Here is a 15,438-nt window from a genome sequence, read left to right as displayed (position 1 = left end):
CGGCACACACTGATACAGCAGGGAAGTTCAGCATCATGAAGCACGCTTTACCATATTCAATTTTTTCGACTATTTTTCTATTCAAAGGACGCCATCATGCCTATCGCCACCGCCCAAGCCGCTCAAAAACTGCTGACCCCGAACGACCACACCCTGATCATGATCGACCACCAGTCGCAGATGGCGTTCGCCACCCGCTCGATCGACCTGGCCCTGCTGCGCAATAACGCGGCGCTGGTATCGAAAGCGGCGTCTGAATTCAAGGTGCCGACGATCCTGACCACGGTGGCGGAAAAATCGTTCTCCGGCCCCATCTTCAACGAAATCCAGTCGGTCTTCCCGGACCTGGCCCCGATCGACCGCACCAGCATGAATACCTGGGAAGACCCGCGCATCGCCGAGCGCGTCAACGCCCACGGCAAGGCCAAGATCGTGCTGGCCGGCTTGTGGACCTCGGTATGCATCGTCGGCCCGGCATTGTCGGCTTTGGAGCAGGGCTTCGAGGTGTATGTGATCGCCGACGCCAGCGGCGACGTGTCGGACGAAGCGCACCAGATGGCGATGCAGCGCATGATACAGGCGGGCGCCCAGCCGATGACGTCGGTGCAATACCTGCTGGAACTGCAGCGCGACTGGGCCCGTGGCGAGACCTACAATGAGACCGTGGCGACGGCCGTGGCGCACGGCGGCGGCTATGGCCTGGGCCTGATCTACGCCAAGACCATGTTTAACGCCAGCGAAGGGCATTGATTTTCTTCACGCCAAGCAGGCGTAAAAAAACCGGCCGAGGCCGGTTTTTTATGCTGCGTATGATGATCAGGCAAATGGCGCCAGCAAACTCACCATCTGGCCAAACACTTTCGGGCTGGCGGCGATCACGTCGCCCTTGTACAGATAGTCCGACTCGCCGGAGAATTCACCGACGATGCCGCCCGATTCCGTGATCATCAGCGCGCCGGCGGCGATGTCCCACGGCTTCAGGCCCTTTTGATAGAAGCCGTCGAGGCGGCCGCAGGCGACGTAGGCCAGGTCCAGCGCGGCCGAGCCGGCGCTGCGCACGCCCTGGCTGCGTTCGCCCATGATGGCGTACATTTTGAGGTATTCGTCGAGCGCGCGCGGGCCGGCGCCGTGGCCGGTGCCCAGCATGGCGTTGGCAACGCGGTCCAGTTTGGTGACGCGGATGCGCTTTTCATTCAGGAAGGCGCCGGCGCCTTTGCTGGCCGTAAACAAGTCGTTGCGTACCGGGTCATAGATCACGGCTTGCGTGACGATGCCGCGCTGGGCCAGCGCCAGCGAGATGCAGTATTGCGGGAAGCCGTGGATAAAGTTGGTGGTGCCATCGATCGGGTCGATGATCCACTGAAATTCATTCTCGTCGTGCGAGTTGGCGGAAGCGCCCGATTCCTCGCCCAGGAACGCGTGGTCCGGGTAGGCTTTGGACAGCACCTCGATGATGGCTTGTTCGGCCGCCTGGTCGACGTCGGTGACGAAATCGTTATGTTGTTTTTCCGTGACGACGACGCGGTCGAGGTCGAAAGACGCGCGGTTGATGACGGTGGCGGCGCGGCGGGCGGCCTTGATGGCCGTATTGAGCATTGGGTGCATGTGAGCTTCCGTTAAAAGCACGCGAGCGCCCGGCAGTACCGGTGTGTACTGGAGCGCAGGAGTGCAAGAATGAATTAAAGAGCAAAGCGGTGGCGAAGTGGTTAAAATCCCGGCCTGGCGTCAGCGTTTTGTGACGTCGTCCCCGACATTTCCTGTATCGATACCGCGCAATGGCGCTATTTTAAATGAATCTGCCCGAAATCAATACGTCTCTTTTCAAACGCCTCCGATTTATCCTCGTCGAGACCAGCCGTTCCGGCAATATCGGCGCCGTCGCGCGGGCCATGAAAACGATGGGCTTTTCCGACCTGGTGCTGGTCAACCCGCGCTTTGCCGACGCCCTGAGCGACCCGGAAGCGGTGGCCTTTGCCAGCGGCGCGCAGGATATCCTGGCCCGCGCGCGCATCGTCGGCTCGATCGCCGAGGCGCTGGAAGGCTGCAACTACGCGGCCGCCGTCTCGGCCCGCCTGCGCGAATTTTCGCCGCCGGTGACCGCGCCGCGCGCGATTGCGGCCCAGCTGGCCGCCGGCACCGAGCTGCACGCGGCCGTGATTTTCGGCAACGAGCGCTTCGGCCTGCCCAACGAGATCGTCGAGCAGTGCAATGTGCTGATCAATATTCCTGCCAACCCCGAATACTCCTCGCTGAACCTGTCGCAGGCGGCGCAGGTAGTCGCCTATGAATGCCGGGTGGCCGCCTTGGGTGACTCTCAGGCGGCCAGCCCGGTCGGTTTCCATGGCGACGCGGCCAGCCTGGCCCAGGTCGACGGCATGTATGTGCATTTGCAGGAAGCGCTGGTGGCCATCGATTTCCTCGACGCCGACAATCCGAAAAAACTGATGCCGCGCCTGAAACGCCTGTTTTCACGCACCGGGCTGGAAACGGAAGAAGTCAATATCCTGCGCGGCATCGCCCGCCATATCCTGGTGATGGCGAAAAAGCCGCGATGATTGAAACGCGGCTGTTGCGCCAGTTTATCGCGGTGGCCGAAGAACTGAACTTCCGCCGCGCCGCCGAACGGCTGCACATGGCCCAGCCGCCGCTGTCGCAGGCGATCCTGCGGCTGGAAGACCAGCTGGGCTATGCGGTGTTCGAACGCAGCAATCGCAAGGTCGGCCTGACGGCCGCCGGCACGGCTTTTCTCGCCACCGCCAGGCAAGTATTGCTCGCCTTGGAAGAGGGCGTGGCCGAGACGCGCCGCGTGGCGCAGGGCAGCGCCGGACATTTGCGCCTGGGTTTTATCCAGGTCACGCCGTATGCCCACGTGCTCGATGCCTTGCGCCGCTTCCGTGCCGATTTTCCCGATGTGCACCTGACCCTGCGCGAAGCGCCGACCCAGGAACTGGTGGAGCTGCTGGAAGCGGGCCAGCTCGATATCGCGCTGCTGCGCGCACCGGGGCGCAGTACGCCGGCGCTGATGTTCGAGCGCTTGTCCGGCGAAGCGATCATGGCGGCGCTGCCGGCCGGTCATCGGCTGGCGGGGCGGCCGGCGGTGGCCTTGTCCGAGTTGCAGGACGAAGACTTTGTCGCCTCGCCGCGCGCCCTGGGGCAGGGCTTTCACGACCAGCTGGCCAGCCTGTGCCTGCATGCCGGTTTCGTGCCGAAGGTGGTGCAGCAGGCGCGGCGCTTGCAAACGGTGGCCGGCCTGGTGGCGGCCGGCTTTGGCGTGGCGCTGCTGCCGGCCAGCCTGGCGGGCATGCTGCCAATCGGCGCCGTGATGCTGCCGTTGATCACCGATGCGCCCGGGCCGCTGGTGCGGCTGGATCTGTCCATGGCGTGGAATGCACGTCAGGCCTTGCCGGTACGCGAGCGGCTGCTGGCACAGCTGCGCTTTTCTGCCGGTGAACAACAAGACTTTTGACGTCTCAATCCGAGACAAACAAACTATTTTACAGATCAGTTGGCACGCGCCAGCATGGTGGTTTCGTATCGAGGAGTCATCATGCCGATTGCCATCTATTTGCTGTCGCTGTGCAGCTTTGCCTTTGGCCTGTCCGAATTTGTCGCCGCCGGACTGTTGTCCGGCATGGCGCGCGAGCTGCACGCCAGCGTGGCGGCGACCGGTGGCGCGATTGCCGCCTATGCGCTGGGCGCGGCCATCGGCGCGCCGATCCTGACGGCGCTGCTGGCGTGCCGGTCCGACCGGCGTGTATTGGCCGCCACCATGCTGGTGCTGGCGGTGGGCAGCGTCGGCATGGCCGCTGCGCCGGGCTTGACCAGCTTGCTGTTGCTGCGCTTCCTGGTCGGCCTGGCGCATGGCGTGTTCATGGCGGTGGCCTCGAACGCCGCCACCAGGCTGGTTGAACCGTCGCGCTCGGGACGGGCGCTGGCTGTCGTCTGGCTGGGATTGACTTTGGCACTGGCTTGCGGCGTGCCGCTGGGCACCTGGCTCGGCGCACTGTGGTCATGGCGCGCCGTGTTTGCCGCGATCGCCGTGCTGGCGCTGGCCGGCGCCATGGGGCTGCTGTGGGCCATGCCGAGGACAGCTCAACCGCCGCAGACCTTGTCCGCGCTGGCCAGCCTGCGCGCCCTGTCGCAGCCGGCCATGCTGCTGGCGGCCGGTATCGCGGCGCTGGTCAGCGTGGCCACCTTCAGCTTTTTTACGTATATCTCGCCGTTCTTGCTGCAGGTCAGCGGGCTGGACGCCAACTGGCTGGGCGCCGCCATGCTGAGCTTTGGCGTGTGCGCCATCGGCGGCAACCTGCTCGGCGGCCAGCTCGCCGACGGCTCGCACGCGCGCGGCTGGACCCTGCTGGCGCTGGCCGCGCTGGCCCTCAATCTGCTGGGCTTTTACCTGTTGCGTGCGCAGCCCTTGGCCATGCTGGCCCTGTGCGGCAGCCTGGGCCTGCTGTTCTTTGCCATCGTCACCCTGTCGACCATGCGGCTGCTGCGCTTGGCCCTGAAGCTTGACCCCGGCGTGGCGGCGGTGGCGGCGGGTCTGAATATCGCCTCGTTCAACCTGGGCACGGCGGCCGGCGGGCTGCTCGGCGGCGCGCTGATCGCCGGCTGGGGCTTGCCCTTCATCAGCCTGGGTGGCATGGCGGCCGCGCTGCTGGCGATGCTCCTGCTGCTGCGCACGAGTTAGACTCCGCGCTCCAGTTTTTGCGCGTGCCTGACCCGCGCTCCTGGCGTACACTGGCCGGAAAAAAGCCGTTCAACAGGGGAGACAACATCATGCGACGCAGATCGTTTTTCAAGCTGGGCCTGCTGGGCGCCTGCACCGTGGCGGCCGGCGGCGCCGTGTACCGCCTGGCGCGCGGGCCGGCGCCCTTGCGCCGGTTCAAACTCGACGGCGAGGCGCGCGCGGCGCTGGCCGCCATCGTGCCGCCCATGCTGGGCAGCGCCTTGCCGCCCGGCGCGCCGGCCCTGGCGCGCTCGATCGACGGCGTGCGCACGGCGATCCACGGCTTGCCGCTGGCCCAGCAGGGCGAGGTGCAGGATCTGTTCGGCCTGCTGGCGCTGGCGCCCGCGCGCCGTTTTGTCGCTGGCGTCGAAGGCGGCTGGCAGAATGCCGATCCGCGCCAGGTGGCGGCATTCCTGCAAAACTGGCGCTTGCACCGCCTTGCCACCTTGCAGACGGCCTACCTGGCCTTGCACGACCTGATCCTGGGCGCCTGGTATGCCGACAGCGCCAGCTGGGCCGTCATCGGCTATCCCGGGCCGCTGCCCGAATTGTCATGAAGGCGCCAGCATGAGTTCACCGATACCCGATCCGATCACGGCCGGCCTGGCCGCCGGCTGGCGCGTCACCGACGCTTCCACCCTGCAGCTTGAGCGCACGCTGGAGGCCGACGTGGTGATCATCGGCAGCGGCGCCGGCGGCGGCATCACGGCCGAACTGCTGGCGCGCGCCGGCCTGAGCGTATTGATCGTCGAAGAGGGCGGCTTGAAGTCCTCGACAGACTTCAAGATGCGCGAAGCCGACGCCTACCCCGCGCTGTACCAGGAGTCCGCCGCCCGCAAGACGCGCGACAAGGCGATCAATATTTTGCAGGGCCGCACCGTGGGCGGTTCGACCACCGTCAACTGGACCTCGAGTTTCCGCACCCCGCCCGCCACCCTGGCGCACTGGCAGCGCCACCACGGCCTGCCCGGCTATACGCAGGCGTCGATGGCGCCGTGGTTCGAGCTGGTCGAGCGGCGCCTGCAGGTCGGCGACTGGCCCGTGCCGCCGAACGAAAACAACGATTTATTACGGCGCGGCGCGCGGCAGCTGGGCATACCGACGGCCGCCATACGGCGCAATGTGAACGGCTGCTGGAACCTCGGCTATTGCGGCATGGGCTGCCCCACCAATGCCAAGCAGTCGATGCTGGTGACCACCATTCCTGCCGCGCTGGCGCTGGGCGCCCACCTCGTGACCCATGCGCGCGCCGAGCGTTTCATCGTGCAGGGCGAGCGCATCGCCAGCCTGCAAGTGACCGCCCTCGACGCGGCCGGCCAGGCGCCCACCGGCGTCAAGCTGACCTTGCGCGCCAGGCACTATGTGCTGGCCGGCGGCGCCATCAATACACCGGCGCTGCTGCTGCGCTCGAACGCGCCCGATCCGGCCAAGCTGCTGGGCCGGCGCACCTTTCTGCATCCCACGGTCATTTCCGCCGCCCTGTTCGCGCAGCGGGTCGACGCCTATGCCGGCGCGCCGCAAACGATCTATTCCGACCATTTCCTGGGTGTCGACGCCATCGATGGTCCCATCGGCTACAAGCTCGAAGCGCCGCCCCTGCATCCGCTGCTGATGGCCACCACCATGGGCGGCTTTGGCGACGAACACGCGCAGACGATGCGCCAGTTTCCGCACGCGCATGGCTTGCTGGCGCTGCTGCGCGACGGTTTTCACGAGCAGGCGGCGGGCGGCGCGGTCAGCCTCGACAGCCATGGCAATCCGGTGCTCGATTATCCGCTCACGCCGTTCATCTGGGACGGCGTGCGCCGCGCGCTGCTGTCCATGGCCGAGATCCAGTTCGCTGCCGGCGCGCGCAGCGTCTACCCGGTGCATGAACTGGCCCGCCATTACACCAGCTGGGCGCAGGCGCGCCAGGCCATCGACGACTTGCCTTTCAAGCCGCTGCTGGCGCGCGTGGTGTCGGCCCATGTGATGGGCGGCTGCGCCATGTCCGACGATGAGCGCCTCGGCGTGTGCGATGCGCAAGGGCGCTACCGGGGCCTGGCGAATCTGTCGGTGCATGACGGTTCGCTGTTTCCCACCTCGATCGGCGCCAATCCGCAGCTGTCGATCTATGCACTGGCCGCGCGCCTGGCCAGCGGCCTGGCGCAAGAGCTGACGGGCAAGGCCGCACCCGGCTTCGCTACCGGGGCGCCGGCATGATCGCGCGCGCCCTGCGCTGGCTGATGCTGCTGCAAGTGCTGGCGGTGCCGGGCCTGGCCTGGCTGCTGTGGCAGGCCGGCGTGCGCCAGGCCGGGGTGGCGCTGCTGCTGGGCATGCTCGGCGTGCTGCTGCTGCGCGCGCTGATCGTGGCGCGCAATTTCTGGCATAGCCGGCGCATTGCGGGTGGCGCGGCGCCACCACGGCTGGGCGCAGGGGCGGCGGCGCGCCTGTTCGTGGGCGAGCTGGGCGCCAATCTGCGCACCTCGTCGTGGGGCATGCTGCGCCCGCGCCTGAGCGTGCCGGCCGCGCCGGGGCGCAACAGCTTGCCGGTGCTGCTGATCCACGGTTATGTGTGCAACCGGGGCTTCTGGGCGCCGTTGAGCGCCCAGCTGGCGCAGGCCGGCGTGGTGCATGGCGCGGTCGACCTGGAGCCGGTCAACGCCGGCATCGACGATGTGGTGCCGCTGGTGGCGCAGGCGATCGGGGAACTGCTGGCGCAGGCCGGCGCCGGGCAGGTGGTGATCGTCGCGCACAGCATGGGTGGCCTGGTGGCGCGCGCGTATCTGCGCCGGCATGGCGGCGCGCAGGTGGCGCGCGTGATTACCCTGGGCACGCCGCACCACGGCACGGCGCTGGCCAACCTGGCGCTGGGCAGCAATGCGCGCCAGATGAGCCGGCCCGGCGGCCGGCCGAACGCCTGGCTGGCGCAACTGGACGCGGACGAATCGCCGGGAACACGCGCGCTGATCACCTCGATCTATTCGCAGCACGACAATATCGTCGCGCCGCAGGATTCGGCGCGCCTGCCCGGCGCCCGCAATAGCGCTTATGCCGGCCTGGGCCATGTGGCGCTGGCCTCGGACCCGCGCGTGCTGCGCCAGGTACTGTCAGAAATCACTATCGTTTCCGAAGTCGGCGCGGCGGCTTTTGCGCATTATTAATGCTGAGTTCGCCAGTCTTTTATCAAGCTGACAAGGGTGTCGTTTTTGACGCCTTTGTTGCCCATTTTTAATAGCTTGCCCCTCACAAAAGCCTGTTGTCCAGTGGCTACCTGGTTTAAGCTGGCAGCTGTCGCGCACGGTGCTCGTGCGGCTGGCGGACGAGCAGGCATGTGGTGAAAGCGCTGCCTGCCGATTTATACTGAGAATGGCGACGCCGTATTGTAGGATGGGCAGGCAGGCTTGGGCGTGGATGTGCGCTGGAACGCACAGAGCACCGGCCAGGTTACGTGTATAAGGGTATACGGGTGTTTATAGTGAAAGTCATTTTTGGTGGGAGTGCTAATTGTCCGCACGAATCCTGATTATTGAAGATAACGCCACCAATATGGAATTGATGGTGTATCTGCTGCGCGCCTTCGGCTACACGCCGCTGGCCGCCTACGATGGCGAAGAGGGCGTGCGCATGGCGCGCAGCGAAGTGCCCGACCTCATCATCTGCGATGTCCACCTGCCCAAGCTCGATGGCTATGGCGTGGTGGCCGAACTGAAGAAGGACCCGGTGCTGCGCAAGATTCCCGCGCTGGCCGTCACCGCGCTGGCGATGGTGGGCGACCGCGAGCGCCTGCTCGAAGCGGGCTTCAACGGCTATATCGGCAAACCGATCGAACCCGACCTGTTCGTGGCGGAGCTAGAATCTTTTTTACCCGGGGCGCCGTCGACGCCAGTTAAAAACGACATCTGCACTATCCTGATCGTTGATGATCATGTGCTCAACCGCGAGTTCCTGACTGCGCTGCTGGGCTACAGCGGCCACCGCCTGCTGGAAGCGGCCAATGGCGTCGAAGGCCTCGACATCATGCGCACCGAGCGGCCCGACCTGATCATCTCCGACATCCTGATGCCCAATATGGATGGCTACGAATTCGTCACGCGCGTGCATGAAAATCCCGTGCTGGCCGACGTGCCCATCATTTTTTACACGGCCACCTACCGCGAACAGGAAGCCATCCTGCTGGCGCAAGCCTGCGGCGTGCGCTGGGTGCTGCCGAAACCGTCCGACCCCGAAGTGATCGTGCGCACCGTCAATGAAGCGCTGGGCCTGGTGGCGCCGGCGGCCCAGGCCGGCGCCAGGCCGCGCGCGGCCGGCGCGCCCGAGACAAACAAGCTGTCCGGCATCGAACAGCATGTCAGCGGCTACCTTGACGAACTCGAATCGAGCCGCCAGCAGATCTCGCAGCTGGCCGGCGATGGCGCGGCGCCGGTGCCGGAAGATCTGGCGATCATGACCGAGCGCCTGTCGCGTTCATTGTCCAGCCTGCAGGCGGTCAGCCTGCGCCTGACGGCCCTGATCGAGCTGGGCATGGACCTGGGTGCCGAGCGCGATCCGCGTGCGCTGATCGAGGCCGGCTGCAAGGTGGCGCAGAATATCTGTGTGGCCCGCTATGCCTGCATCGGCGTGCTGGAGGAGGGCGCCGACAAGCTCAGCTATTTTTCCTCGTGCGGCACCGAAAAGAACATCGAGCAGATCGCCACCACGCCGCGCGTGGGCGTGCTGTCGCGCTTGCTGGAACAGCAGCAACCGCACCGCGTCAATGGCCTCAAGGGCGACCCCGCCGCGCTGGGCCTGCCCGCCACGCATCCGTCCGTGCACTCCTTCCTGGGCGTGGCGATCGCCTCGCGCGAGCGCGTGCACGGCTGGCTGTACCTGGTCGACAAGCTCGGCGCGCACGAGTTTTCCGAAGTCGACGAGCGCGTCGCCGCCACGGTTGCCGCGCAGATCGCGGTGGCCTATGACAACTTGCTGCTGTACGACGAAATCAAGCGCCACCACGAACAGCTGACGCTCGACATGGCGGCCCGCATCCGCCTCGACGAAGACCTGCGCCGCTTCCGCCTGGCGATGGATGCCACCGCCGACGCCATCTTCCTGGTCGACCGCGCCGGCGCCTGCTTCGTCGACGTCAACCAGACGGCCTGCCGCATGCTGGGTTTCGAGCGCGAAGACTTCCTGCAGGTGGGCCCGGGCCGCGCCCACGACGGCCAGTCGCAGCTCGACGAGCTGTATGAAAAACTGCTGGCCGGCGACCAGGGCGCGCCGATGGCCGAGCTGCAGCTGCACCGCAAGGACGGCTCGCCCCTGTCGGTCGAAGTGCAGCGGCGCACCCTGCGCTCGGGCCAGAGCTGGATACTGGTGGCGGTGGCGCGCGATATCACCGAACGCAAGGAGGCCGAGCAGCGCTTGCTGAAACTGGCCCATTTCGACACCCTGACCGGCCTGCCCAACCGCAGCCAGTTCTACGACTCGCTGACCCATGCGCTGGCCCAGGCGCAGGAACACCAGTGGTCGGTGGCGGTGCTGTTTCTCGACGTCGACCGCTTCAAGAACGTCAACGACACGCTGGGCCATACCTTGGGGGACGAGCTGCTGCGCCAGTTTTCCAGCCGCCTGGTCGACAGCCTGCGCGTGCGCGACACCATCGGCCGCTTCGGCGGCGACGAGTTCGCCGCTATCCTGATCCTGCCCGACGGCGCCCAGCATTCGGTGGGCGTGGTCGACAAGATCCGCGAAGCGATGCGCAAGCCGTTCGATCTGCAAGGCCATGAAGTGACGGTCACGGCCAGCATCGGCATCGCCGTCTATCCCGACGACGCGACGGACGCCGACACGCTGATCCAGTATGCGGACACGGCCATGTACCGCGCCAAGGAAGCGGGGCGCGACGCCTTCCGCTTCTTCACGGCCGAAATGAACGCCCAGTCGATGGCCCGCCTGGACATGGAAAACGCCTTGCGGCGGGCCATCGACAACGAAGAATTCGTGCTGTTCTTCCAGCCCAAGGTGCATATTGGTTCCGGCAGGGTCAGCGGCGCCGAGGTGCTGATACGCTGGCGCCGGCCCGGCCACGGCATGGTGTCGCCGGCCGTCTTCATTCCGCTGCTCGAAGAAACAGGACTGATCGTGCGGGTCGGCAACTGGGTGCTGGACCAGGCCTGCCGCAAGATCGCCGAATGGTGTTCCAGCAGCATCGGCCCGGTGCACCTGTCGGTGAATGTGTCGGGCATCCAGTTCTTCGTCGGCGGGTTGGAAGAGGAAGTGCTGCGGGCCATCCGCAAGCACGATATCGCCCCCGATCTGCTGGAGCTGGAGCTGACGGAAAGTTCCCTGATGTCGAACGCCGAGGAAACCATCGCCGTGCTGAGCAACCTGAAGGCGCTGGGGATCCAGATTTCCATCGACGATTTCGGCACCGGTTATTCCAGCCTGGCCTATCTGAAACGCTTTCCTATCGACAAGCTCAAGATCGATATCGCCTTTGTGCGCGAAGTGACCAGCAATCCCGACGACGCGGCCATCGTGCTGGCCATTATCAGCATGGCCCACAGCATGAAGCTGCAGGTGATCGCCGAAGGCGTGGAAAACGATGCCCAGCTGGCCTATCTGCGCCGCCACGGCTGCGATGAAATGCAGGGCTATTATTTCAGCCGCCCGGTGGCACAGGAAGAATTCGAACAGATGCTGATGGGTGGCAAGCTGTTGCAGGCGCCGCGCGACGCCGGCAACGAAGACCAGCAGACGCTCCTGATCGTCGATGACGACGTCTTCATGCTCGACGTGCTCAGCGACTTCCTGGCGCAGGACGGCTACCGCATCCTGACCGCCCAGACGGCGGCCGAAGGCTTCGACATCCTGGCGCGCCACCAGGTGCAGGTGATCCTGTGCGACCAGTGCATGCCGGCCATGAGCGGCACCGAATTCATGGAGCGGGTCAAGCACCTGTGCCCCGACACTTTCCGCATCATGCTGTCGGCCTATGCCGACCTGACCCCCATCATGGCGGCCATCAACCGTGGCGCCGTCGACCGCTTCTATACCAAGCCCTGGAAGGGCGCTGTGCTGCGCGAAAACATCCGCGAAGGCTTCCGCCTGCATGGCCTGCTGCACGGCCCGGTACAAGCGGCCGCCTGATCTTCCGTTTTCTGGGTGTGCTGGCGCACCGAGCGCCACATTTAGACACCCACGTCTATTTTTGACCTCTAGAATCAAGCGCAAGGATGACCATCACAGGGGAGCGGGCAATGACGAAAAAATTCAAGCAGGAGTTGGCGCAAGATACTTCCGACGCCATGCAGGCCTCGGCGCGGCAGATCTGGCAAGCCAGCCTGGGCGCGTTTGCGCGCGCGCAGGAGGAGGGCGGCCGCATGCTGGCCAGCCTGGCCCATGACGGCCCGGCCTTGCCGCCGGACCAGGACGCGGCATCCTTGATGGGGGGCGCCGCGCACGACCGCCTGGAACATGTCTTCGAAGAGCGCGTGGCGCGCGCGCTGGCGGCCATCGGCGTGCCGAGCCAGGCCGAGCTGGCGGCGCTGCGCGAGCAGGTGGAGCAGCTGCGGCTACAGGTGGCCGCGCTGTCGGGCGGCGCCGTCAAGCCGGCCAAAAAAGTATCTGCCAAGAAAAAGGCGGCACCGGCCGGCAAGCAGCTCAAGTAGGCTTCCAGCCCGGCGCGGGGTGTTTCACCGGGGCTATCTTCGGTGGTATGCTTGGGGCAGAACAAAGAGAGATTGCCCGCCATGCTACAAAAAGCACCACGCCGTACCCGCGAACGCATCCTGGAATTGTCGCTGCGCCTGTTTAACGAGTTTGGTGAACCGAATATCACCACTACCGTGATTGCGGAGGAGATGAATATCTCGCCCGGCAATCTGTACTACCACTTCCGCAACAAGGACGATATCGTCAATTCGATCTTCGTCCAGTTCGAGGCGGAAATCGAACGCATACTGACCGTGCCCAGCGGCCGCCGCTCGAATATCGAGGATGTCTGGCTGTATCTGCACCTGATGTTCGAACTGATCTGGCGCTATCGCTTCTTCTACCGCGACCTGAACGACTTGCTGTCGCGCAACCGCAAGCTGGAACTGCATTTCAAGCTGATCCTCGCGCACAAGATCAAGGTGGCCACCCAGCTGTGCGAAGACTTGCGCAGCGAGCAATCCCTGGTCGCCTCGGACATGGAAATCGGCGCCATGGCGACCAATATGGTGGTGGTCGCCACCTACTGGCTGTCGTATGAATATGTGCGCAATCCGCGCAAGTACAGCGAGCAGCAATCGATGTCCGATGCCCTGGCGCGCGGCTGCTACCAGGTGCTGTCGCTGATCGGCCCCTACCTGCGCGATGAAACCCATCTGCTGTTCCGTAAGCTGTCGGAAGAATACCTGACTACACTGCAAGACGGTGGGCGGCTGACCGACAGCGCGATTTGATCAAGGAGACCGTGATGGCCTGGAAAAAATTTCCGTATCCCGACAATGCTTATGTCTACACCCCCTTGTCGCTGGAAACGGCCTGGCAGCGCCTGCATGCAAGCGATGCCGAGCCGTTTCCCGCGCAGGCGGCGCTGGTGCAGGCCTGGATCGCCTACCATGCCGGCGACTTCGAGCGCGCGGCCAGGCTGGGCCTGGCGGTGGGCGTGCCCGGCTACAGCGTGGCGCACAAGGCGACCTGCATGCACGCCACCCACCTGGAGCTCGACGAGGGCACCAGGCTGGCGCTGTTCGAGGAAGTGGCCGAGCGCTGCGAACGCCAGCAGGCCGAGCAGCCGGACAACCCGGCCGGCTTTTACTGGCATGCCTACAGCCTGGGCCGCTATGCGCTGGGAATTTCGGTGGTCAAGGCGCTGGCCCAGGGCATGGGCGCCAAGGTGCGCAACAGCCTGAACCGTACCGTGACCCTGGCGCCGCTGCATGCCGATGCGCATATCGCCTTCGGCATCTACCACACGGAAATCATCGACAAGGTGGGCGCCATGATAGGCTCGCTCAGCTATGGCGCCAGCAAGGACGACGGCTACCAGCACTTCAGGACGGCGCTGGCCCTGAATCCCGCCTCGGCCTCGGCGCGCAGCGAATATGCACGCGCCTTGAACATGCTTGAGGGGAATAAAAAACTGGCGGAAGTGATGGCCTTGTATGAACAGGCCGCCGAGTGCGTGGCGGTCGATGCGAAGGAGCGCCTCGAAGTCGAGGCTGCGATTGATGAACTGAAGAAATGAGGGTCCCGTGATCAAGGCTTTATGTGTGTACTGTGGCGCCAATGCCGGCGTCACGCCCCAATATGCGGTGGCGGCGCGCGAACTGGCGCACGTGCTGGTGTCGGAAAATATCGCGCTCGTGTATGGCGGCGGCAATGTGGGCCTGATGGGCGTGATTGCCGATGAGGTGCTGGGCCTGGGTGGCGAAGTGACGGGCGTGATCCCGACCGCGCTGGTGGAACGCGAAGTGGGCCATACCGGCCTGACGCGCCAGTTCGTGGTGAAGGACATGCATGAACGCAAGGCGATGATGGCCAGCCTGTCCGACGCCTTTATCGCCATGCCGGGCGGCTACGGCACCCTGGAAGAGCTGTTTGAAATGCTGACCTGGGCCCAGCTGGGCATCCATGCCAAGCCGATCGGCCTGTTGAATGTCGACCATTTTTATGATGGCCTGATCAGCTTTGTGCAAAACGGCCGCGAGCAGGGCTTCGTGCGGCCGCAGCACGCCGCCTTCCTCAATGCCGATGCCGATCCGGCCGCGCTGGTGCAGCGCCTGAAAGACTGCGCGCCCTGACCCTGGCGGCACCGCCGCTTCATGGGTTTCGGCAACCTGGTATCGGCGCGTGGCAGGATGGCGGGTCGGGATACCACTGGCCGTAAAAAAAGCCGCGTGTCGCGGTAATGCCGTTTAGTTAGTGTCCCTACGCTCCCAGTAAACCGGATTAAAACCCCAGTCGCCCGCACAGGCCGACCGGGCCAAGCGAGCCTGAAAAATGTCGAGGGCAAGGCGCAGTGACGAAGACAGTACGCATGTACGGCGAGGAGCTGCAACGCCGCCATCGGCATTTTCTCAGGTTCGCGACTCTGCCCGCCATTTTTACGTTTGTACGCCTTACGCATTGACATGCGTCGGACAGCTGAGCTGAACGGCATTAGTACGTCGCGGCTTTTTTCATGACCACAGCCGCTGGCCGGAAATATCGAGCTGGGTCAGGTACAGGCGCACGTCGAATTCATACTGGTGGTACTGCGGTTCCATATACGTGCACAGCTTGTAGAAGGCCTTGTCGTGCTGCTTTTCCTTGACGTGCGCCAGTTCATGCACGGCGATCATGCGCAAAAATTCCAGCGGCACTTCCTTGAACATGGTGGCCACGCGGATTTCATGCTTGGCCTTCAGCTTGCCGCCTTGCACCCTTGAAATCGACGTATGCAGGCCCAGCGCATGCTGGATCACATGGATCTTGCTGTCGAACGCGACTTTGTTGATGGGTTCGGCATTGCGCAGGAATTCATTCTTCAAGTCTTGCACGTACTGGTACAGCGCCTTGTCGTTGCGCACGTCGTGCGCTTGCGGATAGCGCTTTTTCAGCACCTCGCCCAGCTTGTCCTGGGCGATCAGTTGCTGTACTTGCGAGAGCGTTTGCTCGGAATAGGCGCTCAGGTATTTCAGGGCAGGCATCGGGAGGAGGGGGCGGATCGGTCGAGGCGAGAATGTACCACACTGTGCTGGCCGTCACAGCGCCGGCCT

General features: G+C 64.7%; 14 protein-coding genes. 12 read left to right on the top strand and 2 right to left on the bottom strand.

Annotation, left to right across the window (positions count from 1 at the left end; genetic code table 11):
- Positions 1-96: 96 nt before the first annotated feature.
- Complete coding sequence (locus tag Q8L25_RS26505) at positions 97-750, top strand: hydrolase (RefSeq protein WP_308922227.1); 654 nt, start codon at positions 97-99, stop codon at positions 748-750.
- A 66-nt stretch (positions 751-816) separates the two neighbouring features.
- Here the strand turns inward: Q8L25_RS26505 and Q8L25_RS26500 are convergent, their stop codons facing one another.
- A complete protein-coding gene (locus Q8L25_RS26500; RefSeq protein ID WP_065307196.1) occupies positions 817-1,596 on the bottom strand; it encodes an inositol monophosphatase family protein in 780 nt (259 codons plus the stop codon).
- A 194-nt stretch (positions 1,597-1,790) separates the two neighbouring features.
- Between Q8L25_RS26500 and Q8L25_RS26495 the strand changes: the two genes are divergently transcribed.
- The 11 genes from Q8L25_RS26495 (at position 1,791) to Q8L25_RS26445 (ending at position 14,481) form a co-directional block, all read left to right on the top strand.
- On the top strand, positions 1,791-2,555 hold the full coding sequence (locus tag Q8L25_RS26495; protein WP_308922226.1) for an RNA methyltransferase: 765 nt from the start codon (positions 1,791-1,793) through the stop codon (positions 2,553-2,555).
- Positions 2,552-3,466, top strand: coding sequence for a LysR substrate-binding domain-containing protein (locus Q8L25_RS26490; protein WP_308922225.1), 915 nt, complete (start codon positions 2,552-2,554; stop codon positions 3,464-3,466). Before Q8L25_RS26495 ends, Q8L25_RS26490 begins: the two co-directional genes overlap by 4 nt.
- An 81-nt stretch (positions 3,467-3,547) precedes the next feature.
- Complete coding sequence (locus Q8L25_RS26485) at positions 3,548-4,690, top strand: MFS transporter (RefSeq protein WP_308922224.1); 1,143 nt, start codon at positions 3,548-3,550, stop codon at positions 4,688-4,690.
- Positions 4,691-4,779: 89 nt separating this feature from the next.
- Positions 4,780-5,286, top strand: coding sequence for a hypothetical protein (locus Q8L25_RS26480; RefSeq protein WP_308922223.1), 507 nt, complete (start codon positions 4,780-4,782; stop codon positions 5,284-5,286).
- Positions 5,287-5,296: 10 nt separating this feature from the next.
- Positions 5,297-6,931, top strand: coding sequence for a GMC family oxidoreductase (locus tag Q8L25_RS26475; protein WP_308922222.1), 1,635 nt, complete (start codon positions 5,297-5,299; stop codon positions 6,929-6,931).
- Complete coding sequence (locus Q8L25_RS26470; RefSeq protein WP_308922221.1) at positions 6,928-7,872, top strand: alpha/beta fold hydrolase; 945 nt, start codon at positions 6,928-6,930, stop codon at positions 7,870-7,872. Before Q8L25_RS26475 ends, Q8L25_RS26470 begins: the two co-directional genes overlap by 4 nt.
- A gap of 343 nt (positions 7,873-8,215) precedes the next feature.
- The gene (locus Q8L25_RS26465; protein ID WP_308922220.1) at positions 8,216-11,839 is read left to right on the top strand and encodes an EAL domain-containing protein; all 3,624 of its coding nucleotides are present in this window, start codon (positions 8,216-8,218) and stop codon (positions 11,837-11,839) included.
- A 110-nt stretch (positions 11,840-11,949) separates the two neighbouring features.
- Positions 11,950-12,360, top strand: coding sequence for a phasin family protein (locus Q8L25_RS26460; RefSeq protein ID WP_308922219.1), 411 nt, complete (start codon positions 11,950-11,952; stop codon positions 12,358-12,360).
- An 81-nt stretch (positions 12,361-12,441) separates the two neighbouring features.
- Positions 12,442-13,137, top strand: coding sequence for a TetR/AcrR family transcriptional regulator (locus tag Q8L25_RS26455; protein ID WP_308922218.1), 696 nt, complete (start codon positions 12,442-12,444; stop codon positions 13,135-13,137).
- A gap of 14 nt (positions 13,138-13,151) precedes the next feature.
- Positions 13,152-13,925 (top strand): hypothetical protein, encoded by a 774-nt coding sequence (locus tag Q8L25_RS26450; RefSeq protein WP_308922217.1) that lies wholly within the window; start codon positions 13,152-13,154, stop codon positions 13,923-13,925.
- Between the two features lie 10 nt (positions 13,926-13,935).
- Complete coding sequence (locus tag Q8L25_RS26445; protein ID WP_308925811.1) at positions 13,936-14,481, top strand: TIGR00730 family Rossman fold protein; 546 nt, start codon at positions 13,936-13,938, stop codon at positions 14,479-14,481.
- Positions 14,482-14,859: 378 nt separating this feature from the next.
- Here the strand turns inward: Q8L25_RS26445 and Q8L25_RS26440 are convergent, their stop codons facing one another.
- Positions 14,860-15,369, bottom strand: a complete 510-nt coding sequence (locus Q8L25_RS26440) for a YgjP-like metallopeptidase domain-containing protein (protein ID WP_308922216.1) — start codon at positions 15,367-15,369, stop codon at positions 14,860-14,862.
- Positions 15,370-15,438: the final 69 nt, after the last annotated feature.

Source organism: Janthinobacterium sp. J1-1, assembly GCF_030944405.1.
Classification (GTDB): Bacteria; Pseudomonadota; Gammaproteobacteria; order Burkholderiales; family Burkholderiaceae_D; genus Janthinobacterium.
Note: the sequence above shows the minus strand (reverse complement) of the source record. Positions and strands in the feature narration are given on the sequence as shown.

Bases quoted from the DNA above. Each gene is read 5' to 3' on its own strand.
- Q8L25_RS26490 (WP_308922225.1), top strand. From the start codon at position 2,552: ATGATTGAAACGCGGCTGTTGCGCCAGTTTATCGCGGTGGCCGAAGAA.
- Q8L25_RS26505 (WP_308922227.1), top strand. From the start codon at position 97: ATGCCTATCGCCACCGCCCAAGCCGCTCAAAAACTGCTGACCCCGAAC.
- Q8L25_RS26480 (WP_308922223.1), top strand. From the start codon at position 4,780: ATGCGACGCAGATCGTTTTTCAAGCTGGGCCTGCTGGGCGCCTGCACC.
- Q8L25_RS26495 (WP_308922226.1), top strand. From the start codon at position 1,791: ATGAATCTGCCCGAAATCAATACGTCTCTTTTCAAACGCCTCCGATTT.
- Q8L25_RS26455 (WP_308922218.1), top strand. From the start codon at position 12,442: ATGCTACAAAAAGCACCACGCCGTACCCGCGAACGCATCCTGGAATTG.
- Q8L25_RS26500 (WP_065307196.1), bottom strand. From the start codon at position 1,596: ATGCTCAATACGGCCATCAAGGCCGCCCGCCGCGCCGCCACCGTCATC.
- Q8L25_RS26485 (WP_308922224.1), top strand. From the start codon at position 3,548: ATGCCGATTGCCATCTATTTGCTGTCGCTGTGCAGCTTTGCCTTTGGC.
- Q8L25_RS26450 (WP_308922217.1), top strand. From the start codon at position 13,152: ATGGCCTGGAAAAAATTTCCGTATCCCGACAATGCTTATGTCTACACC.
- Q8L25_RS26440 (WP_308922216.1), bottom strand. From the start codon at position 15,369: ATGCCTGCCCTGAAATACCTGAGCGCCTATTCCGAGCAAACGCTCTCG.
- Q8L25_RS26460 (WP_308922219.1), top strand. From the start codon at position 11,950: ATGACGAAAAAATTCAAGCAGGAGTTGGCGCAAGATACTTCCGACGCC.
- Q8L25_RS26475 (WP_308922222.1), top strand. From the start codon at position 5,297: ATGAGTTCACCGATACCCGATCCGATCACGGCCGGCCTGGCCGCCGGC.
- Q8L25_RS26470 (WP_308922221.1), top strand. From the start codon at position 6,928: ATGATCGCGCGCGCCCTGCGCTGGCTGATGCTGCTGCAAGTGCTGGCG.